Source organism: Streptosporangium minutum (assembly GCF_002149035.1).
Classification (GTDB): Bacteria; Actinomycetota; Actinomycetes; order Streptosporangiales; family Streptosporangiaceae; genus Streptosporangium; species Streptosporangium minutum.
Genome location: NZ_NGFP01000038.1, coordinates 1 through 22,927, shown reverse-complemented (window position 1 = coordinate 22,927; position 22,927 = coordinate 1). Strand labels below are relative to the sequence as shown.

The window sequence follows — 22,927 nt, the reverse complement described above, 5'->3', positions numbered from 1 at the left end:
GGATTATCTGCTCAGGGGCCTTTCTTCTTTTGGTGCTCAACCGATCTCTTCGGTGTCGGTGGGAGCCAACCTGGGAGCCAAAGGTGCGAGTCTGCCCAGCAGGGCCCCCGAAATTGCCTCCGTCGCCGCGCGCTTGTCGCCCTCCATCAGATGCCCGTAGACATCCTTGGTGATCGCGATGCTCGCGTGCCCGAGGACGTCGGAGACCACGTGCAGCGGCGTGCCCTGGGCGAGCATCAGCGAGGCCCCGGAGTGGCGCAGTTCGTGCGGGTGCCAGTGGCCGAGGCCGGCCTTCTGCGTCAGCTTTGAGAACAGGTGAGAGAAGGTGTCCGGGTCGGACGGGTTGCCGAAAGATGTGGGGAAGATCAGCCCGTGCTCGGTCCAGTCCTGTCCGGCGTGAAGACGTTCCTTGTTGTGCGCGCTCTTGTGCCGTTTCAGCGCGTCGACCAGTTGGGGCGTCAGGCAGAGCGTGCGGCGTGACTTCCTGGTCTTGAGTTCGGCGATCACGAGCTTGGTCTTCCGTTCGGTGTCGGTGCCGCGGTTCTTGACTCGCTTCACCGCGTGCGTCACGCGCAGGGTCCGGGCTTCCGGGTCGAAGCCGCTCCACATCAGCCCGAGCGCCTCACCGCGGCGGAGCCCGAAGACGAGCGATAGCAGGACGAGCACGCCCATCCGATGCTCTGCGACCGAGTCCAGGAGCTTGTGCGACTGGTCGACCGTGAGTGTCCGGCCCTCGTCGGTGTTGAGCCGGGGAGGCATGGACAGCGCCGCGACGTTCCGCGCCACCAGGCCCTCACGCTCAGCCTGCCCGAGAGCCTTGCGGAGCACGGCCCGCATGATCCGGACGCTGTTGGGCTTGTACTTCTCCCGCTTGGCCTGCCAGAGGGCATCGACGTGGGCGACGGTCAGCGCGGTGAGCTTGTGCCGCCCGAGTCCCGGCTTGAGGTGGAGCCGTACGGTGTCCTCGTAGTCGTCCAAGGTCGAGTCCGCGATGTGGCCGGGAAGCGTGGACAGCCAGCGGTCGAGGAACGCACCTACGGTGATCTTGTCGTCGGGGACCGGAAGACCCTTGGCGAGGCCCTCGCGGATCTTCCGGATTTTCTCGACGACCTCGGGCCGGGTCTTGCCGGAGACCTTCTTGCGGACACGCTCTCCGTTCGGCCCGTATCCGATGGAGATGGCCCCGCGCCACCGATCGCCGTCCTTGTAGATCGAGTCTTCGTTGTGGCCGCGCTTCTTGGTGCTCATGCTGCTTGCTCCTCTTCCAGGTGTGCGACGTACTCGGCGAGCGCGGTCGGGGGAATTCTGCGAAGGGTGCCGACACGGACCGAGCGGAGAGCGCCCGATCGCATCAGCGCGTAGACCGTGGTCCGGCCGACGCTGAGAAGCTCCGCGGCCTTCTCGGGCCGGAGAAGCAAGGGATCGATGTCATCTGTCATGCCGCCTCCCTCATTGCCGAAAGATTTGTTGTGGGTTGGTCGGTGGCTTTCTCTTGGAGAGCCAGCAGGGTTGCTCGCCAGCGTTGGCGTTCGGCGACCATGCGCAGCAGCCGCAGAGCGAGGGACGGGATGGTGTCGTCGCCGGCCGGGACGGGTTTCCATACGTAGCGGTGCGGGTCGGCGGGCTCGTCGGACGCCAGGCCGAGGGCTTCCATGACCCAGGTGCGGCGGTCGCGTTTATGCTCGGCCAGGGTCTTGTTCGACCACTTGCGCGAGACCAGGACGCGGCGGCCCGCGTAGCCGAGGTGTTCGGGCTTGTGCGCCTTGCCCCGGCACCGGCCCGGAGCCATGCCCGCCTTGGCGCCCTTGGGCTGGACCCCGTAGCGCAGCCAGTTCGGGCAGGCCGGAGAGCAGGGTTCGTAGCGGAGTGCTTCGGTCATCCGGGCGGCATGCGCGCGCTGGGCCGGGTTGTCGGCGTCGAGGGTGTCGCCGAGGCTCTTGGTCAGGTACTTGCTCAGGTAGCGGATGCACTGGTCGGCATCCGGGGTTCCGGACAGGACGCCTTGCACGTCGATTTGGGGGCCGAAGCGGACCACATGCAGCGGTTCGGCGTCCTCGTCGGCGTCGAGCCGGTCGAGTGCCTCCCGCCAGGTCGGCAGGAGTTCTCCGGTAACCGGGTCGAGGTAGTCGCCGTCCTGACCGTCTGAGTAAGTTTCTCCGTCCGGAAGGTCGGCCCGCGGCGTCCACACCGGCAGGTGATCGCTGTCGAACTTGACCTCGTCGACGGACGGCCACCACACCTGGTGATAGGTCGCCGCCGCGATGGCCTTGATCTCCGCGCGTGGCATGGTGCCCCGCACGGCCATGTGCAGGTGCGGGGCGAGCCGTTTTTGCGGTTCGACGGAGGAGAAGTACTGCACGTCATAGCCCGCCACCCGGCGCAGGTTCTGCACGAACCGGTCCACCAGCTTGGAGAAGTGCAGGGCGTCCCGAGCGGCGCGAGGGTAGTCGTAGGCGTCCGGATCGACCGGCACGCCTTGACCCGCCCGGATCTTCCCGTAGGAAGGAAGCGTCAGGGTGATGAACAGCGACGGTCGGTAGGTGGCCCCGTCCGAGCCGGTGAAGGTCCGCCCGAGCGTGGTGTTCTGCCGGACTCGCTTGGGCAGGTCGGGGGCATCCTGGCGCCGCCGGGTCGAGCGGTTGCGCTTGGCGGCGGTACGGCCGAGCAGGTTGCCCCGCATCCCCGCAGCGTTGATCTCCTCATCCAGTCCGGTGAGTACCGCGTCGAGATCGGTGGTGTCGTCGCCGGCCTGTTCGGCGGCATCGCGCTGGGCCTGCATGTCGGCGCGGAACTCCACCAGCCAGCGCTGTTCCTCATTCGGCTCATCCGGAGCGACCGACGGTTCGGCCTCCAGGTGCCACCCTTCCCGGCACTGGGCCATCCGCAGGTAGCGGTTGCGCTTGGCACACGGCGGGCATTTGGCCTCCATCGTGGCCCCGCAGGGCACGTTGACGTCCTCGGTGGTGCTGGTGTGGGTGTCCAGCCGCCGCAGGACGACGGGCCGGATGCACACCCCGTTGTGCTTGGCGATCTCCACCGCGACGTCCAGAGCTACCGGCATGGCCTGGCGTTCGGCGCGGGAGAGGGCGCGGCCGGTCGGGTTGGTCATGCGTCCTCCCATTCGTCGTCGGGGTCGATGAGTGCGCCTTGGCCGCACTCTCGGCACTCGACCAGGCCGCGGATCAGGTCCAGCCAGAGCGTGTTGACCGCGTGGCAGGCCGCGCAGCGCAGCCCGTCGAGGATGTGAGCCAGCTCAGTCACGGCCGCTCCCCCTCCATCTCGGTCAGATCGGCCGCCAGGCGGAACAGCGAGCCGTAGGGGTCGGTGGTGATCCGGGCGTTGAACAGCTCGAAGGCCAGGACGGGCTGAGCATGGCGCGGTCCCAGGAGGGCCAGCACGGGCCGTTCACACAGCCGGGTGATCTCCTCGTCGGTGCCGTAGAAGCAGATCCTCATCGGGTCACCTCCACCACGGGCAGCGGCGCGGTGTCCGAGCCGGAGGTGAAGCCGGCGGCCATGGCATGGATGTCGGCGTCGCAGACGTAGGCGGCGCGGACCCGGATCGGATCAGGCGAGCACTCCAGCCGCACATAGGCGACGCCCGCGCCCTGCTCGGGGATCGGTGAGATGTGATCGGCCAGCGCGCCGCGATCCCGGGCGCCGTCGCCGAGGACCATGTCGACCTGCTCGGACTCGTCCAGCCGGAGCGCGATCTTGTCGGGGAACAGGTTGCGGATGTTCAGCACGTCTTTCCGTGGGTCCTGCAGAGCCGCCAGGACACCGACCCCGACCGCCCGGCCCTGCGTGGTGAGCGTGGCCAGGGCGGCGGAGATACGGAGCTTGAGACCCTTGTCGGACTGGTAGGCGGTCAGGAACGCCACCTCGTCGACCACGACCAGGACGAAGGGGTCCTCGACGGTGGGGGTGTGGTTGCGCTGGAGTCCGGCGAACCGGTCGGCCCGCTCCTGCATCACTGCGACCGCCGCTTCCAGCAGGTCGGCGCAGCCGGCGGGGCTTGCGGCGTAGCGGTCGCCGAACAGGTCCCGGCCGAAGGACAGTTCCATCCGCTTGGGATCCAGCGCCCAGATCTCGACCAGGCCCGCGCGGACGGCGGGCAGCAGGCCGCGGACGGTCGACCAGATGACCGACCCCTTGCCCGCCCCGGTGGCCCCGGCGACCAGGACATGCGTGCCGTGCACCTTCAGCCGCCACGGCGTGCCGTCCTCACACGTGCCGATCTCCACCGGCCCGACTGACGCGGTCTCCGGGATCGGCAGAGCAGGCAGAGGTGTGGCGAGGGGATCGTGCCGGGGGAAGACGAGCAGCAACCGGCCAGCCCGAGCGACGGAGACCCGGCAGGAACGCGACCCGAACCCATGCGCCAGATGTTCAGTGCGATCGGACCAGTCCTTGACCGCTTGGCCGTGCAGCATCTTCACCGTGACCAGATCGGCCCACGAGGTGCACCGGATGGAGACCAGGCGGGGTAAGTAGTCCCGGCCCCGTAGGTGCCGCCCCAATCCGGAAATGATCATTACCGGTTGCCAGTGCCGCCGGTACACCCATACCAGCCGCCAGAAGGCCAGCAGTTGCCAGCCGATCCAGCGATTGAAGGAGATGCGGCCGAGCAGTGCCCAGGAGGTGAGGCCGACGAGCACCAGGGCGACGAGGCCGAGACCGTACTGCCAGCCGTACAGCCAGGCCAGGATGCAAGGGGCGGTGACGACGGCCGAGGCGATCGGGTGCCGCCACACCAGCCGCACCAGGCTGGCCAGCAGCCGCCAGACGAAGATGACAAGAGTGACGATTGCCGGGGTACGGAGCACGGCCGGGCGGAACACTACGGCGGTGTCCGGGGTGGTGGAGACGAGCTGTTGCGCCTCGTCCCCAGGCAGTTTTTTGAACATTAGGCTTGAGCCCTCTCTTGATTCGCATCTGGGGAGAACCGAGGGGCCGCCGGAAGTTGCACCTTCCAGCGGCCCCGCTTACCTCTCAGGCCGGGATCTCATCCAGGCCCGGCAGGGTGGGACCGGCCGCCTGTTCGGCGTGCAGCCGCTCGCAGTCGGTCAGGTAGCGCGCGGCGGCGTTGAAGATCTCGCGGGCGAGGGTCACGTCCTGCTCGGTGACCGGCCCGCCGCCGGTGGTTGAGACCGATACCTGGGCCTCAGGGGTGGCCAGGTCCAGGAACGGCCGCTTGTTGTCGGTCACCGCGGCCAGCACGCCGATCTCTGGGGTGCTGAAGGCGACGTCGAGGCGGATCTCACCGTTGCGCAGAACGGCCGTGACGTAGGTGTAGGGCTTGGGGGTGCTCATGCCGCGACCTCCTTGGTGGCCGCAGCGGTGGCGTTCTTGACGGGAGCCGGAGCGGCAGCGGTACGGGGAGCGCGCATGGCCCGTGCCCGGATGGACCAGGCCAGTCGGCCGGTGTTCTGGCCGACGTACGGCGTGACGGTCATGGCCTCGAACTCGACCGGCACGAACGGCAGGCCCGGCAGCGAGGCCGGAGGGACCGGCTGCACCGTGGACAGGATCTTGACCGCCACCGTCTTCTGTCCGGCCTTGACGGTCGGGTCGGCGTCCATGACCGCGACCTGCCACACCGGTTCCCCGGTGGTCTTGTCCTTGGCGTAGACGGTCCGCCCGTTGGTCGAGGCGTCGAAGTCCTTGACCTGCTCGACCTCACCGACGATGTAGCAGCCGTGCGGGAAGACCTGGTCGAAGCTGATGGGGATGGGGCCTTGGATGGCCATGTCATGCTTCCTTTCACTGAGGACAGCCCGACGTTCGGTTGTCCACTTGTCCGACTGAGTTGAAGATAGCTTCTTCCACTCGTCCGCACAAGTGGTTGAGCGGAACGGGTGGGAGAAGGATTAGCTCACCTGGTAGACATCCTGGAGTTCATGCAGGTCACCGGGGAGAGCGGCACTCATCACCAGGAGCACGGACCCCGCGGCGTCATGCACGGTGGCCAGCACCCCGAGAACGGGCTTGGGGGAGCCGAGCAACTCAGCCTCTTCCTTGGTGGGGTTACGCGCGGTCAGCCGCTCCGTGACGTGATCGAATCGCAGGTGCTTGACCGCCTGGAGGTGCTGACGGACTCCATGCCGGAGCGGTTCGGGCTTGTCCACGTCGGTGCCGAGCGCGATTTCCAACGGGAACCACAGCGTCTCCACCGCAGAGGGTCGGCCACCTTGCTTGGCCACCCGTCGACGAGCGATCACGGGGGTCCGCTCCGCGACGCCCAGAAGACGGGCGATGTGACGAGGAGCCGCAACGCGCTCAACCTCGGTCACGCTCTCGGCGCCCTCGGCCTGCTCGGTTACTGCCAGGCCTGGCCGGACGCGATCCGGTGGACTGTCAGGCCGGCCCTTCACGAACGAGCCACGCCCGTGCTCCCGCTCAATCCAGCCCTGCATGGCGAGTGTCTGCAACGCTCGGACCACGGTCGTGCGGCCCACGGCGAACTCGCGGACAAGCTGCGTCTCGGACGGCAGCATGTCACCAGGGGCGTACTCACCAGCCTCGATCCGCTGCTGAATAGCCTTCATCACCTGGGCATACTTCGGCGGAGCGAAGTCCATGCTCATGTCAACCGCCCGATCACTCTTCCACTTGTCTGCATAAGCACAGTACCGGCTGGGCAGGAGCCTGTCAGGACCCCCAGCAGCAGCCTGAACGGCTATCTCACCATTCCGGACAGCAGCGCGATCCACACGGCGCGAGCTTCCCGAAGCGGCCAGGCCTCGCTCTGCGAAACGACCTTTTTCTTCTTGTCGCTGAACGTTCGCTGGATAAAGGCCAGGCCGCCCGCTTCGCAGAACTCGTAAAATGTCACCCGGTGCTCATGGCAGGTCCAGGCCGTCACGCGAATTCGCTCGAACCGACGTGTCTCATTCCAGGACAGAGCCCGATGCCCATCCCTCATCGGCGGCAGATGGAAAGCCGGGCACGGTGCCCCCGGTATGGCCGTCTGTCCCGTCATGGAAGGGTCCGTGTAAAGCGCACCGCTCCGGCCGGATCTACCGTCGCCCGGAAGATCACCTGCCGTGACCAGTCGTCGGGGACCGTGCCGAAGTCGTAGACCCGGTGTGTGATCCGCCCCCAGGCTCCGGTGTTCGGTGCCATCTGGCGCAGTGCCGTACGGAGCGCGTCCATCGACGGTGCCTGTCCCGAGCTGGTCCCGCACGGCCCGAGATCGTCGGTTCCGCCGGAGGTGGTGAACACCTCCCACTCGAACATCTCGACAACCTGTTCCGGGCTGGCGCAGTAGAGGCAGTCCTCCCGCGCGGACAGTTCCATGTGCAGGCCCATGGCGGCGACGCATCCACGACGGGTGACGATCTTCCAGCCGCGCCCGTCGCACTCCGTGCACTTAACTGGTGTTGTCATGCCGGAAAGGATGTCCGGGATAACTTTCGACTCCTATCCCACGCGGATATACCACCGAGAGATATAGAGTTTTGGCTTGTAGCGATGCACCACCTCGGGGAATGATCGCCGGAGGACAGCATGCACAAGAACGCTTTCAATCCGATCGAGATTCCAGCATGGGTCTGGGATCGCGATGAAAGCAGAGAAATCCTTCAAAAGCGTGACGTAGCTGGGCTATTCAATCTCGCAGTCAAGTACGACGGCGCCAGCCAAGTCCGCATCAGCACGGCGACCGGGATATCCCAGGGCCGCATCAGCCAGATCATCCGGGGACAACGCCAGGTCACCGACCTGGAGGTCTACGAACGCATCGCCGCCGGTCTTGGCCTGCCCGACCACGCCCGCATGCTCTTCGGCCTGGCCCCACTCGACATCGCATCTCCCACCGGCGACTACGACGACAGCCACCAGGAGCAGACCGACGAGCTGACAGCCCGAATCGAAGCCGCGGCCGTCATCGACCCCACCACGGTCATGATTCTTTCCACCGATACCAACAACCTGCGCCTACTGGACCGCCGTCGTGGCGCAGCAGCGATCGCCGACAAGATGCGCGCCCAGATCGCCCAGATCGAACGCGCCCACCGGCACGCCATCCGGCCAGGCATCCGCGCTCAACTCGCCTACGTACTGTCGGAGACCGCAGCTCTCGCCGGATGGCAGGCCATCGACACCTGCGCACTGTCAGACGCTTGGGACCACCACGAAAACGCCATCTCCGCCGCTCGCGAAGCCGAGGACTCCGCCCTACTCGCCTACGCATGTGGCCAGCAGGCCTATGTCCTGGCCGACCTCGGACGGCCGGCGGAGGCTACAGAACTACTTCAGCACGTTCGCGCCACCTATGACCGCCGTGTCCCCGGCCATCTACGGACCTGGCTTGCCGCTGCCGAAGCGGAAACCGCGGCCATACTCGGCGACGAGACCACCTGCCGCACAGCCCTCGACCAGGCCGCCACGCTTCTCCCCGAGGGAGACGCCGACCCTCATTTGCCGTACGTCTCTCTTAACACCCACCACCTTGCCCGCTGGCGCGGTAACTGCCTCGTCCGATTCGGCGACCCCGACACCATCGAGGATCTCCAATCGGCTCTCACGGGGATGGACGGCACCTATAACCGCGCCGAGGCCGGGCTGAGGTGCGACCTGGCTCACGCCTTCTTGGCCATGGGGGAGTTGGACGCCGCGCAGCCCCATCTCTACCGAGCTGGACAACTCGCCACCATGACCGGCTCTCGCCGGCACGGGCGACGCGTCAAGGAACTCACCCGAGCGGCTACCCGCGGCCTCCGTTAAGCCGCTCTCGCGCGTACAGGAGCCCGACCAGCACGCCGGAGTTCCAGACGTCTCCCCGAGCGATCATGTCCGGGATCTCGGCCATCGGAATCCACTCCAGCCGATCGGCCTCCACCTCACCTACCGGCTCACCGACCAGTTCGGCACCCCGGCCGAGGAACACCAGGTGTTCAGAGTCGACCATGCCCACCATCGGTTGGAACGTGATCAGGTGTTCCATCTCCTTGGGCCGATAGCCGGTCTCCTCTTCCACCTCACGAGCAGCGGTGTTCTTCGGGTCCTCTCCGACTTCCACCAGGCCGCCGGGCAGCTCCCAGCCCCACCGGTCGAACAGGAACCGATGCCGCCACATCATCAGCACGCGGTTCTCATCGTCGACCAGCACCGTCATGGCCGCCCGACCCAGATGAACCGCGTGATGCTCGAACCGCTCCCCGTCCGGGATCTCGACGTCCACGAGCCCGAGGCGGATCCACTCGTTGTCGTAGATCAGCCGCTCGCCATGGACGATCCAGCGCGTCTGCTCCTCGTTGGTAGCCACACAGCGAAGCTACAGCCCAACATCCCCGACGTACACGGGCATGAGCAGTAACCTACGCACGCTATGCCTTGGAATCGGCCTAGCGTAGCGAGTCGACCTGGGGAGCTCCAGTACCTTGCCACCGTGGGGAAGGTCCTTGCATCCCAGTCCAATCAGGCAGCAAGAGAGCTACTTGGTGACATCCTCTACTTACCGGTCCATGAGGGCATGTCTCGACTGAGCAACGATTCGAGCACATGCAGACAATCGCCGACTCACCACTGTCGAACAGATGAGATTCACCTTATCCATGCTTTAACAGTGACATGAACCTCGATATAGTTTGGCATTCACCTTATCTAGACTGCCAAGTGGAAAACATTTTCTACTACTCAAAATCGAACACTTCCTTGATCGTTTGGTTTGCTACATCCATTCCAAATCCTTCAGAGACCTCGCGGTCATCTATCGATCGATGGTAGAAGCCGAGTATTTCCTCTTCGCGTCCGCGCCAGATAACAGCAGATTCGACCGCAGAGAAATCCGCCACAAGGCCATTCATTCTTACAACAACACCCTTGAGGCGACCAATCTCCCGGTCTGAATCCACTTCGGATGAGGGAGACCACTTGTAGTGAACGAAGGCATTTCGAAGATTAATCGCATGGTCTAAGAGCTTTAGATTCTCTTCATCGAGGGCGGGAAGTCCTGCTAACTCCCACAGCACTGTGGCTTTAGTGGGAAGCCGCAACTCTCTTAAGAGAGGCAGGATGAACTTAGTTGAGTAGCCTTTACGCTGGAATGCTTGAGAAAGCATGCCATTGACAAAATGCTCTACCCATGTTGCATACAAGGTGATAGCGATGCGATCGTCGCCGTTGGCGGCTTCCTGTGCAGCCCGTTGCCGCAACGTTTCTCTATGATCGAAAGATGGCCAGAACTCTGTACGTTCCCCTTCGGATGCACTCACTATTCCGCGAAGGATCTCATGAAAATCTTCCATGATGTCTTCAGGCGCTCTGTCGGAAACTTCGATTGACCCGTCTTCAACGTAGGATCGGAAGATTAGCTCAAGCGTGTGCCTTCTATGTGCCGCCAGTTCCGAAAGCAGCACCTCATCATCATCCATAGGAGCAATCTAAGGGACTGAGCGTACAGAATCTACCTTTTTTTGCAAGTGTCAGATCTCACTCGGCGCTTCGGCCTCGATCGATGCCGATACCGCTTAGGGCATGTCCTAAATCTGGAGCCCCTATAGAGCATCATCTCCCAGCGCTTGAGAAGACTCTTCAGCACTTGGAGCCCTTCTGCCTTCAGCTCTTAGAAGTGCTCTACCGGCAACTAGCATTGCGTGAATTTCCCTAGCGGTAATAGGTATCGAATGCTCCCCCCTGCGACGGACGATTGAAATCAATCCGCGCTGATACTTGCCATCCACGAATCCTCCTTGCACCAAAAAGGGCTTGCGCTCCTCTGGTTGGGGTGGGATGAGAATACATAAGATCTCTCCGCCCTCCGTCTTGATACTCTCAATTTTTATGCGCTCTATTGGCGGGTGAATGTGTGAGTCCAGAGATTGATGATAATTCTGTACTCTCTTCCCGTCTAGTGGAAGTGGAGTGATTTTTCGCAAAACATCGCGACCCTCAGCCTTCTCTGAGCGAATTCCTAAAATTAGAATCCCTCCGTATTCCGAGTTGGCGAATCGCGCCACATCTTCGGCAAGCTCGCATTGCCACTGTTTATCGCGCTTCATCTCGTACGGTGACGACTTAACTTCCAGCCATTCGTTCTCTGCCAATCCTAGGAGCCGTGCGATACTGCCAGTGCGAACAAGTTCGTACACCGTCCGAGGATCAGTGAAGGACTGATTAAAGAAGAAAGTTGAATAATTCAACTCTTTTCGAATGGTACAGATCTGAGACACGGTGACAGACGAAGGGCACACCCCTTGCACGGTCCATACGTAACTTCCAGGGTCGTGGCTCATGCGTATGCCGTAGGGTTCTTCTGTGCTCTTGGTGCGACGCAGTCGGCATCCGTACTCTTCCAATATGGACTCGACTCTACTTGCGACCACCCTTAAGGGAATTTCTTTGTTGGATCTTACCGATAAGTCGAAATCAAATTCGTCGCCTAGTGTAAAGTCAACGAAAATCATCGGACCCTCTTCCCAGGGGAGGGGCATCATGTCGTCAATGCATAAATTGACCTCTCGGTTGACTGATTTATTTGGATTCCCGGATGGGTCGATGGGTGGAAGCAATCTTCGGTATTCGAAAATTCCATTTCGGAGTGTTGCTAGAGAGATGCTTGGTGCTTGATCGCTAGACATTTCAAATTCAATGTCATTCATTGTCCACAATGCTGCGCTTTGGGTGGTCAGGTGAATTATTGCCTCTCGCCAAGAGGCCCCTGTGGATGCGTTGACTTCCATGCCGTCAGTATGATCCAACGCCTCTATGCATGTCACCCCTTTAGGGAGTTACACCCCTGGCGGCTGTTCCATAGCGGGCTACGCAAAAACCATGTAGCCGATGGATTGCCGAATTGTTCTTATGGGTATCAAGGCGGCGGCGCGGCGCGCCGCCGTACCCCCGGCCCTCCGCCCGCCCGCCGTCCGGGCGTGCGGCCTGGGGGCCGGTCCCGAACGGCGGCGGGACACCGGGCCGGGCACCGCACGCCGGCCCCGCCGTACCGACCGAACGCTCCGGCCGGGGTTGCCACGCCGCCGCACAGATGCAGCTCTACGATCGCCACAGCATGGCTGGGCGCCATAGATTGCCGGGGGCGATCGACGATCCGTGCTTCGTTCCTCAGCACGGCTCACCGAGCGGCATTGTTGCGGTCCAGCTCCATGCCGAGGTATGAACCAGCAGGCGAGATGCTGTCCTCCATGATCCGAAAAGTGTGCGGAATAATCTCCGAAGTAGATCGCCTGCCGCATGGCGGCACCGCAGGTCAGAGGTCATTGAGCGGTAGAACGGGCGACGCCTTGTAAAACCATCAAAGGAGGTTGTGGTGGCCGATCCCCTCGTTCCGTTCCGTTGGTTGGAAGCTTCGCCAGGAGTAGGAGACCGTGAGGATCTGCTTGGCGAGATTTTCTGCGTGTCCTTTTTTCGTGGGCTCGAACCTGCCGAGGTGCTGCGCCGCTTCGGGGCCGGACGCCCAGGGCGGGAGAAGACCTTCCATGAACTCCGTGTCAAGGTCTGGGAGTCGGCAGGGATGACCGGCAACGACTATGTCGGCGTCGTCCAGGTCGGTGAGTGGGGCGTGGCCGTCGAACCGGGGGGCTTCCAGGCGGTGCTGGCCGAGCCGTTGACCGGGCTGTCTCGGGGATGCGAGGTGGTGGCCGTGGGACGGCACGATTATGCGGAGGACAGCTTCGTGTACGCGGTAGATGGCAAGGTCGCCACCAGCTTCACGCCGCACCTGCCGGGCACGCGGTGGGGCAGCGACCCGGACCGGATCAACGAGCTCATGCGTGAAACCGGCTTGCCTCCGGAGAAGTTGGATGAAGAGGAATGGGAGGCGACGTGGGATGACATGTACACCAACAGGATCTCGCGTGCGTTCTTGCTGGCGGCCAAGATCACTGGCGTGGTGTTCACTCCCAGCATCCTCGACGGGCCCCTACTCGTCGGCGCCATCAGTCAGTGATCACGAGGGCGGCGTGCACTGATGCCGCAGGTGGCTACCAGGTCTTCCCGGTTTACCGCCGATCCGAGGTTCAAACCGACGTCTGCAGGGGGAAGGCCCTCTCTCTCCCGAGAGATCTGCGGTTCCGGCGGCGATCGTGGCTGGCTCTGCCTCGCGGGATATATGCGGGATGATCTTCCCTGATAGGGGACAGGTAAGAGCCGCATCCCGAGGTCAGACATCTGATGTAGTCGGGAACGTCAGCCCGCTGTAAAACCGTTGGCACTCCAACTCTGGGAGCCAACTTGGGAGCCACCAAGCCGCACGCCCCTGGATCGAGCTGGACTGATACGAACAGACGGATCGTTCGCGACCTGCTCGGCGAACTGGCCTGAACATCCCCGGACATCATTTGGGGACCTACGGATCAGAAGGTTGGGGTTTCGAGTACCTCCGGCCGCACAGCAGGTCAAAGGCCCTCTGGGATCATCCCGGAGGGCCTTTTTCATGTCCGTACAGCAGCGTTGTACAGCAACGCGGACTCACACAGGCGATCTCCTGCGGACAGCATGCGTCAAGGCCGGGGCGGCGCGGTCGGAGCGAGAACGACGAACATCAAGGGCCAGCGCCCCAGCCCCGGCTCTCCGAAGCCGACAACCTTGCTCAGGCACCGCCGAGGTCACCCCGGAGACGGCGAACCCACTCCGCGGGGAAGACCTGCTCAAGCCGCTCTCTGCTGATCTCCAACATCCCCTCCTTCGCCAGGGGAAGGAGGGCGCCGTTCTGGACCGCCGCGTGATTTTCGGGAGCCGGGCAGATCAGGACGGCGAGGATCCGACACGTCCGTTGCACCTCCTCGACCCCGGCGGCATGGACCATGCTCTTGATAGGGCCCCACGCCGTCTGCACGGCAAGAGCAACCAGCGCTTCGGAGAGAGGGCTGGAACGCTCGTCGTTCCGAGATTTGATGATGGCCGCCGTCACGTATTCGGGTATTCGGTCCACGGCTTTCGAGAACTCCTCAATACCCTCGGACAGGGCTACGAGGAGATCGCACCAGAAGTGATTGGTAAGGCTTCTTCTGGCTTCTCGTGGCTTGCTGCCGCCGAACCTCTTGTCCAGTTCGCTGATCACGGAGCCGGTAAGGAGGTCGCCGACTTTCTGGACGTGTTCGATGGTGCTTGGATTTTCGGACAGCCAGTCAATGAGATCGACTGTTGCACTGTCGGTGGCGGCTGCCTGTCTGCGCTGGGACGGCTCTCGTCGTCCCCTGGGAGGTTGGGTCTTAGCCCAGTCGGAGTCGCTGCGGTCTCTTGCCTCCTGGCGACCGATCGGGGAGGGATCGCGGGCCAAGGCGACACCGTAAGGCCAACCGTGCTGCGCCCCGCCACAGTCGGAACATCGGCACTGATGCCGCTTGGCGCGCTCACAACTCGCAGGGTGCGTCATTCGCCCTCCATCACGTTCGGTGTGAAGGCGAACTGAGCAGCTCGCCGGAAATCCTATTCTTTTAAATCACAAAAAACGAAGAGTGAAATCGTCGCGATGGTTAGTTCGATATGCCTTTTCGGTTACGAGTAAAGCTCTTGCATGTGCAAAATGCCCTTTGGGGTGATCCCAAAGGGCATTTTGCGGCAACGGATGAGGAGCTATATCTCGCTTGAACCGTCGAGGCTCTGATTGAGCCGGTCGAGCGCCTTGCGCGTTTCCGGGGAGGGAATCTGAGTGTAGACATCCATGGTCATCGAGATCTGCGAGTGCCGCAGGATGCGCATCGCCACCCGAGGGTGGACGTCGAGGGCAGCCAGGAGCGAGGCGCAGGTGTGCCGGGTGTCGTGGACCCGGATGCGCGGGACACCCGCTTTGCGGCATTGAACCTCGAACGATCGGTTGAAATTGCGCGGCTCGATTGGCGTGCCGTTCCTCGTGGTGAAGACGAGATTGGAGTCCTTCCACTTCGCTCCGGCCGCCTTGCGGGCCTCCTCTTGAGTTCGCTGGCGGTGTCTGAGCGCAGTGATGCACAGGCCGAGCAGCGGAAGCGATGCGGTGGAGTCGTCGGTCTTGGTCGTCTCGCGGTGGAGGAGCTCTCCCCTGACACGGTTGAGCTGTCGAGAGATCCACACTTGTTCTCCACCGAGGTCGACGCAGTCCCAGGCGAGCCCGAGCACCTCGCCCCGACGCAGGCCCAGAACGAGGATCAGCACGTAGGCCGCGTAGAGCGGGTCATCCTCCGCCCGCAGGTGTTCGAGGAACTTCCGGGCCTCGTCGACGCCCCATGCCACGTGCTGGCGCTTCTTCTTGGTCTTGCTTGGGTTGGGCAGGGTGGTCAACGCCGCGACGTTCTTGGGGATCAGTTCTTCTCGGATGGCGGTGCTGAGCGCGGAACGCAGGACTCGGCGGATGCCCGCGATCGTGCTCCGGGACGGATATCCCTTGCAGCACTTTCCGATGGCGCAGCATCGCCGTTTGGCTTCCGTCCGCCGGTGGTCCTTCTTCTGGTCACAGCAGGTGCAGAGCGTGACCAACGTGTTCAGCCACGTCTGAACCTCGCGGACCGTGAGCTTGTCGAGCCGCTTCTTGCCGAGGCTGGGGATCATGTAGAGCCGCACCAGCGGCTCATAGGCTACGTAGGTCGTCGGCTCCCGGTTGGGTTTGATCACCTCGGCGAGCCAGCGAGTCAGGTACGCGGCGAGGGTGGGGTGCTTGGTCGATACCGGTCCCTTGCTCGCCAGCTCGTGGAGCTTGAGCCACTTCTCATGGGTCTCCTCACGAGTCTTGCCGTAGGCCCATTTCCGGGTCTTCTTCCCCTCGGGAGTGACGACCCAGACGTAGCCGGCCCAACCGTCCTTGTACGGGAAGACCGAGCCCTCACCGTTCGAGCGCTTGCCCATCAGGCAGCCTTTCCACAGAGTCGGTTCACGTAGTCGTTCAGGGCGGTTTCGGGGATCCGACGGCAGCGCACGCCGACCACGATCGAGTCGAGTTCGCCGGAGCGGATGAGCTGGTAGAGCGTCCACCGACTGACCTGGAGAACGGTCATGGCCTGCGGGACGGTGAGCAACGCGGGATTACTCATGGACGCCTCCCGAGTCAGCGAAATGGTTTCCGGTAAGGGCACTTACCAAAAGGGCGTCACCGGCCGAGTGGCCCTGTCCGGCGTACTCCCAGTGCGAGACGACGAGGACGGTGTCCTCGTCGAAGAGCGGCAGGCGACCGGTGGCGATCGCTTCCCCGCGCATGTGTTCGGTGCGAGCGGCGCGGAGGGTGCCGAGGGTGGTGGAGTAGCGGCGGCTCTTGGTGGAGAAGTGGCCGCGGAAGCCGAGCATGTGAGCCCACTGGATGAGCCGGAGGTCGGCCAGTTCGTCGAGAGCGCCCAGGCGCAGGCATTCGGCGATGAGCCGCCGGGGGTGATCGCGGAGGTTGAAGGCTTCCAGGTCGTCGAGGGGATTGATGCGCCGATCCAGGGTGCCGACGCATTCGGCGGCCTTGGTGGCGTACTTGGCGATGTAGCCGGCGACGGCTTGTTCGGTGAGGTCACCGGTCATGGTGATCTCGCGGACGTCGAGTTGAGCGCCCCAGCGCAGGACCCGAGCGGGATCGTCCCCGGCGGCCGGGACGGTGACGGCCACGGCCGAGGCGGCATGTTGTACGGCGTCGGCCAGCGCGTCAGCCGTCGCCCAGGCCGGTGGAGGTGTAGCCGGCCCTTCGGGGCCGTCGACGCGGATGACCGCGTGAAAGTGGACGACGCCGCGCCGCTGGTACTCGGCAACCTTGGCGAAGGAAATCGTGAGCTGTTCGCGGAGCTCTCGCTGTGTCAGCCCGGCGTTCTTGGCGACGCGTCGGCGCAGGGCTTCGGTGAAGCGCCGCCACAGCTCCGGGGACATGGCGTTGAACAGCACCGACCCCGCATAGTCGTAGCAGTCCGGGCACAGCGGTTCACCAAGGCATCCCTCGTCGGCGCCGTGCCGGGTGGTGCAGGACCTTACTCGACCGTGCGGGCAGGTGGCCGCGTCGCGCCGGGCGTGACACGGCAGGACAGTGCCGTTCTTCTCCCGCCGGGTGTGGACGGTCCCAAAGGACGGCGCGGTGAGGGTGACGAACAGGCACGGGTGAGCGGTGACGGAGTCCGGGACGCCCTTGCCGCCGACGAGGCCGGCGCGGACGAGTTGGTAGGTGTCGGATCGGTAGGTCTCGGCGCAGGACGGGCAGCGGGTTGCGCGGCGGGTCTTGCAGGGGACGCGCAGGATGCCGTCCGGTTCGGTGGCGGTGGTGTAGCTGTGGAGGCGCCCGCCGGTGGCGGGGTCGACGTGGTGGACGTGGCCGCGTAGGTGGATGGGCTGTCGGCAGCCGCCGGTTCGGCGGATCTGGGAGGCCCAGCGGGCGTATTGGGGGTCGTGGAGCCGGGTGATGAGTCCGGCTACCGCGTAGGTGCTTGGCATGATGGGTGGGTCCCTTCCGGGCTTTCGAGGTTCGGTGCGGGATGGCCCCCGACGTGGCGGACGTCTTGGCGGATGTGTGGTCACGCCGGGGGCGCCGAGGCTCAGCAGAAGCCGAGTCCCTCGCAGTGCTGGCAGGTCTGGCCGTGGCTGTCGACGCCGGTCCCGCCGCAGTGGCAGCACAGCCAGCGCTTGGGCACGATGTCGACGAGCGGGGCGTCCTGGTCGTCGGTCATGTGATCCATCTCCCGGTGTCGCGCTTGAGCGCGGTGTTGATGAACACGCGCCAGGTATGGGGCCGTTCGTGGAGCGGCATGATCGGCGATATCTGGCCGACGGGGAGGATCGTGCGAATCTTGTTGGCGGCGTAGGCGATTTCGGCGTAGGTGCCGTCGATGCGGATGCGCATGGCGGTTCTCCTTCGGCTCAGGCGGGTTCGGGGCTGTCGCGCAGGGTGCGCAGCAGGTCGGAGGCGAGTTGGCTGGACACGCCCAGGCGGGTACGCAGCAGGTCGCGGGTGATCGGTTTGCCGTGCCGGGCGTGGTGTTCGTCGGCGACGCGGCGGGCGTAGTCCAGGAGCGGATCATCCGTACCGGCGTCGTTCTGGCCGTTCTCGGTGCCGTTCTGGCCGGGCACGGCGAGGCCGGGCAGTGGAACGGCTGCGGCGGGTTCGGGGACGGTCTCCGGTACGGCGTCCGGAACGGGGACGAGCTCCGGGGACGGTTCGGGACGGGGTTCGGTCGCGCGGCGCTCCAGCATGGAGACCGCGATCAGGAAAGCGCCGGCCGGGGTCGCGGCGGTGATCCAGCCCCAGGCGGAGGGTTCGGCCTGGGCGAGGTTCGCGGCCAGGGACAGGGTGATTCCGCCGACCAGGACGAGGGTGGGCCAGGAGATCCAGCCGTCCCGCCGGCGGCCGTTCTTCTTGTCGCGTTGCCGTTCCCGGGCGGCCATGACGCAGGTGAGGTCGACGCAGACGGCCACGGCCCAGGCCATCCAGCCGTTCTGTCCGTGTTCGGTGGCAGTGTCGCGGATGTGGGTGAAGCTGCCTGCCCCGGCGATGAGCGCGAGGATGAGAACCGGTGCGGAGTCGGCCAGCCGTACGGCCAGGCGGGGTGCGGTCGTGGTCATGGTCGGGTCTCCTTCCGGACCTCAGGCGGCGAGTTCGGGGGTGTCGGCGCCGGGCAGTTCGTGGCCGAGGCCGGAGGCGGCGACCTGGTTCCAGGAGGGGGTGACGTCGGCGTAGGTGCCGGCGGCTTGTTCGGCGGCGGTGGTGGAGACGTAGCCGGACCGGGCGCGATACCAGCGGCCATCGGAGCCGGTGATCACGGCGACGCCGGGCAACTCCGGGGCGATGGACCGGGCGGCGACCAGGGCGTCGGGGTCGAGGTCGCCCAGCGTCATCACCGCGGTTTCGGGGTCGTTGACCCGATGGCAGACCCGCCCGCCGATCTGGGCACGCAGCGCCGTGACGCCGGGGCCCAGGTCGGAGCCGATCCGCTGACCGGACAGCACCAGGTGGATTCCGAAGGCGCGGCCGAGCTGGGCGATGCGCAGCAGGGCGGTAGCCGTACGGGTGACCTGATCCTTTTCGGCCTTGTCGGCGGTGAGGAACAGTTCGGCCAGCTCGTCGACCAGGACCACGACCGGAATGGGCCGGGCGGCGTCGGGAAGTTGCCAGATGTCGCGCACCCCGTAGCGGCGGCAGGCGAGCATCCGGGCGCCCATCACGGCGATCAGGTCGCTCAGGAGGTCAAGGCACTCGGCGCGGGTGGTGGCCAGCGCGGTCAGCCGGGCGGCGTAGGCCGACAGCTCCACCCCGCCCTTGAGGTCGAATCCGACCAGGGCGACCGGTTGCGGGGCCAGGCCGACGATGAGCGCGTTGATCAGGTTGGACTTACCGGACTGGGTGGCGCCGGCGTTCATCCAGTGCGGGATGAGCCGCAGGTCCATCCGCCAGGCCGCGCCGGTCTCCAGCACCCCGACCACCGGCCGGAGCAGATCTTCGGCCCGCCAGCCGTCCCGAGGTTCAGCCGGGGGGACGGCGGGCGCGACGTGGGACAAAGGGTCGCGGGTGATCCCCTGGAGAGTGACGCGGCCAGGTCGGGAGCCGACCACCCGGACCGCTTCGATCCGCCAGGCGTGCGCGAGGCGTTCGCAGACCTTGGCGTAGTCGTCGGGCACCTGTCCGTCGAGGAGGTGGAAGGTGATCCGGAAGCCGTGCCGGACCGGCCGTGGTAGGCCCATCCAGGGTTTGGTGTCGACCGCGACCCGTTGGAAGCGCCGTTTGACCTGTACGACGCCGGTCGAGGCGACCAGGCCGGGGACGGTGGTGAACCACCAGCGGTGGCGTTTCTTGGTCAGTCCGCAGCCGGAGGCCACGTGCCGCCAGGTCCAGCGCAGCCACAGGGCTTTGCGCGGGAAGACGATCAGGGCCCAGTAGGAGGCCGGAGCCCAGCGCCGCCAGACGATCATCGCGAGGAGGATGGCGAGGACCTTGAGTAAGGGGTGGCCGAGGTCGATCACAGGTCCGCCCCCGTTCCGGCGGAACCGGCGGGGACGAAGGACTGCGCCCGGTAGGAGATGCCCCAGCGGCCGCCCTGCTCCCAGACGTAGCCGACCAGGCCGACTGGGACGACTTCCTCGCCGGCGATGACCCGCGGTTCGGGCGTGGTGCTGACCTTGACCAGTTCCATGCGGTTGAACTCGTCCTCGAACAGGAGCGTGAGTTCGTACATGGTGTTGCCGTCCTTGTCGCGCTTGATCTCGCCGGTGTCCTTGTTGACCAGGCGGGGCTTGGCGGCCTTGACGCAGGTGATCTGGAGCTTGGTGACGTCGACGGGGATGGGGATGGTGCGCATGATCGTTTCCTTTGCTCGATCGAATTCTTAGAACACATGGAACACTTAGCATTCCATGTTGTCAATGAGTGCTTCGGCGACTTGGTTGGTTTCTTTACCTGGGTGTGCTCAACTGGAGGTGAGACGAGGAGAGCGCAGATGATGGTGGAGAAGACCGGCCGGCCGGCTTACTTGCAGATCGTCGACGAGCTGCGCGCCCAGATCCGCGCCGGCTCACTCGCGCCCGGTACGGCCCTGCCGTCCATCGCCCAACTGGGCGAGCGCTTCGACGTCTCCGCCAGCGTGGTCAAGGCCGCGATCAGCGTGCTCCGCACCGAGGGAGTGGTCATCGGCCAGCAGGGCAAGGGCGTGTTCGTCTGTCAGGCCCCCGCCGAACCTTCCGAGTCACAGGCATCCGACGCGACCGCCGAGATCCTCGACCAGCTTGGCCAGATGCGTCAGTCCCTCAAGGAGCTGGGGGATCGGCTTGCCGCTGTGGAGGCGGCAGTCTTCGAAGAGCAGAAGTGATCTCACCGATCCGGCATGCCAACTCGTCCAGCTCCACCCGGATCGCGGCCAATTCCCAGATGATCCGCTGCGGGTCGACGTTCATCGGTTTCTCCCTTGCTCTGTGGTGCGTTTCGCCTTTCGGGATGGCCTAAGTTCACCGTGAGCTGGGGGTTTCCGGTATCACGCCGATCTAGTTAAGCTTCTTCAGTTCCACTCAACGCCCATTTACACATGCGTTTTCACATGCACGACCGCACACCGCGCACCGTCCCCGAAGCGTGAAGGCGAAGGTATGCAATGAAGACGACCCAGCGCCCCGGCTGGACCCCCTCCCGCCTGCGGGAACACCGCGAAGCCCACGGCCTCACCCTCGAAGCCGCAGGCGAACGACTCCGCCAGGCAGCCGGCCGCCACGGCCTGAGCGTCCCGGCCGCCAACTTCCAAACGCTCTGGGGACACGAGCAGGGGACCGTGTTCCCCGGCCCGCATTACCGGCGCGCTTATTGTCTGCTCTATGAGGCCACTGAGCCCGAACTAGGCTTTCGTCCCCCTCTGCCCGGTGAATCACAGAAAGCGGAAATCGTGATTTCCGATCTGCCTGCGCCCGCTGATCCCGCAGCCGACAACGCCGCCGCCCAGGTCATTGAGGAGGCGTTCACGAAGGTCTCCGTCGGCGGCATCGAGTCCGGCGACTCCCCGCAGGCGCTTCTTCGTAGCCGGGTGGTCGACGCCTGGCGCCGACGCCACGGCGGAGGCAGCCCCAAGCCCATCCTCGTCCTGGTCGGCGGATACGCCGGATCCGGCAAGACCGAGTTCTCCCGCTTCCTGTCCGACATCACCGGCTGGGCGTTCCTGGACAAGGACTCCCTGACCCGCTGCATCGTCGAGCGGCTGCTCATCTCCCTCGGTGGCGACCCCAACGACCGCCACACCGACCTGTACCTGAAAGAGGTCCGGCCGCTGGAGTACCGGTGCCTGATGGAGACCGCGTGGGACAACCTCAACGTCGGCACCTCCACCATCCTGTCCGCCCCGTTCATCGCGGAACTGAAGGATGCGGCGTGGTTCACCCGCCTGGAAAACCGGTGCGCGGCCAAGGGCATCGACGTCGCGGCGATCTGGGTCCGCTGCGATCCCGAGTCCATGCGGGAGTACATCGAGTTCCGCGGCGCCGCCCGGGATGCCTGGAAGCTAGGCAACTGGGAGCAGTACGCCGAGGGTCTGCAGGTCGAGGCCAGTCCGCCCACTGCACATGTCACGGTGGACAACCGGCTCGGTTCGGCGATCAGCCTTGCCGACCAGACCCGCGAGGCGCTCAAGCGGATCCTGACGTGAGCGGTCTGCAGGGGATCGTCTTGTACGGCCCGCCGGCCAGCGGCAAGGACACCGTCACTGCCGCGCTTCACCGGCTGGATCCGCGGTTCGTATTGCTGCCCAAGCTCAAGGTCGGCACCGGCCGGGCCGCCGGGTATGAGTTCGTCACGGCTGAGCACTTGGCCAAGCTCAGAGACGCGGGTCGTTTGGTAGCCGAGACTCACCGGTACGGCAACGTCTACGCGATCGACCGCCAGGCGATCGAGGACCGGCACGCCGCCGGCTACGTGCCCGTCACGCACATGGGCAACATCGCCGACCTGCGCCAGCTCATCGGCGAGGTTCCGGACGGGTGGCTTCGCGTGCTGCTCTGGGTCCCACGCGAGGTCACCGAGCAACGATCCCAAGGCCGCGGGGACGCCGACACCGGCAAGCGCCTGACCGCATGGGACGAGACCCTCGCCGACCTGGAGGCCAACACCGACGCGGGGTTCTTTCACCTGCGCCTCCATACCGACCAGCTCAGTGCCGACGCCGCAGCCGAGGAGATCATGGGTGCCTACGACCGACTACAGACGGCCGCGCTTCCTCGTGAGGAGGCATGCCCCCCGTGAGTCGAGCCGCGACGTCCGGCGGAATCAGGTCCAGCCGCCACCAGGTCCCGCAGTCGGCGCACTCGGCTCCCGTCCACATTCCCTGGGGGTTCGACGTCCAGCGCACCGAGCCGTGGGAACAGCCGTCACAGAGGAGCCGGTAGCCCGCTGGCAGGACCGTCACTGCTTCCGCTTCCTCTCGGTTCGCTGCGCTGATGCCGACCATCGCGTTGTCCGTGCTTCCCCCGCCCCTGACAGCAGCGGAGGCCATGTCTTCCCGAGGCCAACTCCGTCTGTGGGGGTTGGGTGGGATGAACGGTGTCTGTCAGGGGGTGGACAGACACCGTTCATC

Annotated in this window: 28 protein-coding genes; 5 read left to right on the top strand and 23 right to left on the bottom strand. The window is 64.9% G+C overall.

Annotated elements, in window-relative coordinates; translation table 11 throughout:
• Positions 1-36: 36 nt before the first annotated feature.
• The 11 genes from CA984_RS11210 to CA984_RS11165 form a co-directional block, all read right to left on the bottom strand.
• The gene (locus tag CA984_RS11210) at positions 37-1,248 is read right to left on the bottom strand and encodes a tyrosine-type recombinase/integrase (RefSeq protein WP_086570995.1); all 1,212 of its coding nucleotides are present in this window, start codon (positions 1,246-1,248) and stop codon (positions 37-39) included.
• On the bottom strand, positions 1,245-1,439 hold the full coding sequence (locus CA984_RS11205; RefSeq protein WP_086570993.1) for a helix-turn-helix domain-containing protein: 195 nt from the start codon (positions 1,437-1,439) through the stop codon (positions 1,245-1,247). The genes CA984_RS11210 and CA984_RS11205 overlap by 4 nt, the downstream gene beginning before the upstream one ends.
• Complete coding sequence (locus CA984_RS11200) at positions 1,436-3,109, bottom strand: replication initiator (protein WP_086570991.1); 1,674 nt, start codon at positions 3,107-3,109, stop codon at positions 1,436-1,438. The genes CA984_RS11205 and CA984_RS11200 overlap by 4 nt, the downstream gene beginning before the upstream one ends.
• A complete protein-coding gene (locus CA984_RS45990; protein ID WP_165781199.1) occupies positions 3,106-3,261 on the bottom strand; it encodes a hypothetical protein in 156 nt (51 codons plus the stop codon). Before CA984_RS45990 ends, CA984_RS11200 begins: the two co-directional genes overlap by 4 nt.
• Positions 3,258-3,455, bottom strand: a complete 198-nt coding sequence (locus tag CA984_RS11195) for a hypothetical protein (RefSeq protein ID WP_086570989.1) — start codon at positions 3,453-3,455, stop codon at positions 3,258-3,260. Before CA984_RS11195 ends, CA984_RS45990 begins: the two co-directional genes overlap by 4 nt.
• A complete protein-coding gene (locus tag CA984_RS11190; protein ID WP_086570986.1) occupies positions 3,452-4,906 on the bottom strand; it encodes an FtsK/SpoIIIE domain-containing protein in 1,455 nt (484 codons plus the stop codon). The genes CA984_RS11195 and CA984_RS11190 overlap by 4 nt, the downstream gene beginning before the upstream one ends.
• Before the next feature lie 85 nt (positions 4,907-4,991).
• On the bottom strand, positions 4,992-5,312 hold the full coding sequence (locus tag CA984_RS11185; RefSeq protein ID WP_086570984.1) for a hypothetical protein: 321 nt from the start codon (positions 5,310-5,312) through the stop codon (positions 4,992-4,994).
• Complete coding sequence (locus CA984_RS11180) at positions 5,309-5,749, bottom strand: plasmid replication, integration and excision activator (RefSeq protein WP_086570982.1); 441 nt, start codon at positions 5,747-5,749, stop codon at positions 5,309-5,311. Before CA984_RS11180 ends, CA984_RS11185 begins: the two co-directional genes overlap by 4 nt.
• Before the next feature lie 120 nt (positions 5,750-5,869).
• The gene (locus CA984_RS11175) at positions 5,870-6,586 is read right to left on the bottom strand and encodes a GntR family transcriptional regulator (protein ID WP_086570980.1); all 717 of its coding nucleotides are present in this window, start codon (positions 6,584-6,586) and stop codon (positions 5,870-5,872) included.
• A 92-nt stretch (positions 6,587-6,678) separates the two neighbouring features.
• Positions 6,679-6,834: a hypothetical protein gene (locus tag CA984_RS47800; RefSeq protein WP_242675877.1), complete on the bottom strand. Its 156-nt coding sequence runs from the start codon at positions 6,832-6,834 to the stop codon at positions 6,679-6,681.
• Positions 6,835-6,977: 143 nt separating this feature from the next.
• Positions 6,978-7,388 carry a hypothetical protein gene (locus CA984_RS11165; RefSeq protein WP_242675876.1) on the bottom strand — a complete coding sequence of 137 codons (411 nt, stop codon included), beginning with the start codon at positions 7,386-7,388 and terminating at the stop codon, positions 6,978-6,980.
• A gap of 120 nt (positions 7,389-7,508) precedes the next feature.
• Between CA984_RS11165 and CA984_RS11160 the strand changes: the two genes are divergently transcribed.
• Positions 7,509-8,726: a helix-turn-helix domain-containing protein gene (locus CA984_RS11160; RefSeq protein ID WP_086570975.1), complete on the top strand. Its 1,218-nt coding sequence runs from the start codon at positions 7,509-7,511 to the stop codon at positions 8,724-8,726.
• Here the strand turns inward: CA984_RS11160 and CA984_RS11155 are convergent.
• From CA984_RS11155 to CA984_RS11150, 3 genes are all read right to left on the bottom strand, one after another.
• Positions 8,707-9,267: an NUDIX hydrolase gene (locus CA984_RS11155; RefSeq protein WP_086570972.1), complete on the bottom strand. Its 561-nt coding sequence runs from the start codon at positions 9,265-9,267 to the stop codon at positions 8,707-8,709. The genes CA984_RS11160 and CA984_RS11155 overlap by 20 nt on opposite strands.
• Before the next feature lie 367 nt (positions 9,268-9,634).
• Positions 9,635-10,375: a hypothetical protein gene (locus tag CA984_RS45425; protein ID WP_133061622.1), complete on the bottom strand. Its 741-nt coding sequence runs from the start codon at positions 10,373-10,375 to the stop codon at positions 9,635-9,637.
• Positions 10,376-10,498: 123 nt separating this feature from the next.
• Positions 10,499-11,683 carry an AlbA family DNA-binding domain-containing protein gene (locus tag CA984_RS11150; RefSeq protein ID WP_133061621.1) on the bottom strand — a complete coding sequence of 395 codons (1,185 nt, stop codon included), beginning with the start codon at positions 11,681-11,683 and terminating at the stop codon, positions 10,499-10,501.
• 584 nt (positions 11,684-12,267) lie between these two features.
• Between CA984_RS11150 and CA984_RS11145 the strand changes: the two genes are divergently transcribed.
• Positions 12,268-12,906, top strand: coding sequence for a DUF6461 domain-containing protein (locus CA984_RS11145; RefSeq protein WP_133061620.1), 639 nt, complete (start codon positions 12,268-12,270; stop codon positions 12,904-12,906).
• 642 nt (positions 12,907-13,548) lie between these two features.
• Here CA984_RS11145 and CA984_RS45420 read toward each other — a convergent pair.
• The 9 genes from CA984_RS45420 to CA984_RS11110 all read right to left on the bottom strand — a co-directional run bounded on the left by CA984_RS45420 (position 13,549) and on the right by CA984_RS11110 (position 20,179).
• A complete protein-coding gene (locus tag CA984_RS45420) occupies positions 13,549-14,238 on the bottom strand; it encodes a hypothetical protein (protein ID WP_133061619.1) in 690 nt (229 codons plus the stop codon).
• A 296-nt stretch (positions 14,239-14,534) separates the two neighbouring features.
• The gene (locus CA984_RS11135; protein WP_207620818.1) at positions 14,535-15,776 is read right to left on the bottom strand and encodes a site-specific integrase; all 1,242 of its coding nucleotides are present in this window, start codon (positions 15,774-15,776) and stop codon (positions 14,535-14,537) included.
• Positions 15,776-15,961 (bottom strand): helix-turn-helix domain-containing protein, encoded by a 186-nt coding sequence (locus CA984_RS11130; RefSeq protein ID WP_086570964.1) that lies wholly within the window; start codon positions 15,959-15,961, stop codon positions 15,776-15,778. The genes CA984_RS11135 and CA984_RS11130 overlap by 1 nt, the downstream gene beginning before the upstream one ends.
• The gene (locus tag CA984_RS11125; protein WP_086570962.1) at positions 15,954-17,324 is read right to left on the bottom strand and encodes a replication initiator; all 1,371 of its coding nucleotides are present in this window, start codon (positions 17,322-17,324) and stop codon (positions 15,954-15,956) included. Before CA984_RS11125 ends, CA984_RS11130 begins: the two co-directional genes overlap by 8 nt.
• 101 nt (positions 17,325-17,425) lie before the next feature.
• Positions 17,426-17,557 carry a hypothetical protein gene (locus tag CA984_RS48635; RefSeq protein ID WP_278248998.1) on the bottom strand — a complete coding sequence of 44 codons (132 nt, stop codon included), beginning with the start codon at positions 17,555-17,557 and terminating at the stop codon, positions 17,426-17,428.
• The gene (locus CA984_RS45985; RefSeq protein ID WP_165781198.1) at positions 17,554-17,730 is read right to left on the bottom strand and encodes a hypothetical protein; all 177 of its coding nucleotides are present in this window, start codon (positions 17,728-17,730) and stop codon (positions 17,554-17,556) included. The genes CA984_RS48635 and CA984_RS45985 overlap by 4 nt, the downstream gene beginning before the upstream one ends.
• 17 nt (positions 17,731-17,747) lie before the next feature.
• On the bottom strand, positions 17,748-18,449 hold the full coding sequence (locus CA984_RS11120; protein WP_086570960.1) for a DUF2637 domain-containing protein: 702 nt from the start codon (positions 18,447-18,449) through the stop codon (positions 17,748-17,750).
• 21 nt (positions 18,450-18,470) lie between these two features.
• Entirely contained in the window at positions 18,471-19,844 is a 1,374-nt protein-coding gene (locus CA984_RS11115; RefSeq protein ID WP_242675875.1) for an FtsK/SpoIIIE domain-containing protein, read from the bottom strand.
• On the bottom strand, positions 19,841-20,179 hold the full coding sequence (locus tag CA984_RS11110; RefSeq protein WP_086570958.1) for an SCO3933 family regulatory protein: 339 nt from the start codon (positions 20,177-20,179) through the stop codon (positions 19,841-19,843). The genes CA984_RS11115 and CA984_RS11110 overlap by 4 nt, the downstream gene beginning before the upstream one ends.
• 138 nt (positions 20,180-20,317) lie before the next feature.
• Between CA984_RS11110 and CA984_RS11105 the strand changes: the two genes are divergently transcribed.
• The 3 genes from CA984_RS11105 to CA984_RS11095 all read left to right on the top strand — a co-directional run bounded on the left by CA984_RS11105 (position 20,318) and on the right by CA984_RS11095 (position 22,596).
• Entirely contained in the window at positions 20,318-20,686 is a 369-nt protein-coding gene (locus CA984_RS11105) for a GntR family transcriptional regulator (RefSeq protein WP_242675874.1), read from the top strand.
• A gap of 564 nt (positions 20,687-21,250) precedes the next feature.
• Positions 21,251-22,003, top strand: a complete 753-nt coding sequence (locus tag CA984_RS11100) for a P-loop nucleotide/nucleoside kinase family protein (protein ID WP_242675873.1) — start codon at positions 21,251-21,253, stop codon at positions 22,001-22,003.
• Complete coding sequence (locus CA984_RS11095) at positions 22,000-22,596, top strand: nucleoside/nucleotide kinase family protein (RefSeq protein ID WP_086570954.1); 597 nt, start codon at positions 22,000-22,002, stop codon at positions 22,594-22,596. The genes CA984_RS11100 and CA984_RS11095 overlap by 4 nt, the downstream gene beginning before the upstream one ends.
• Positions 22,597-22,927 lie beyond the last annotated feature (331 nt).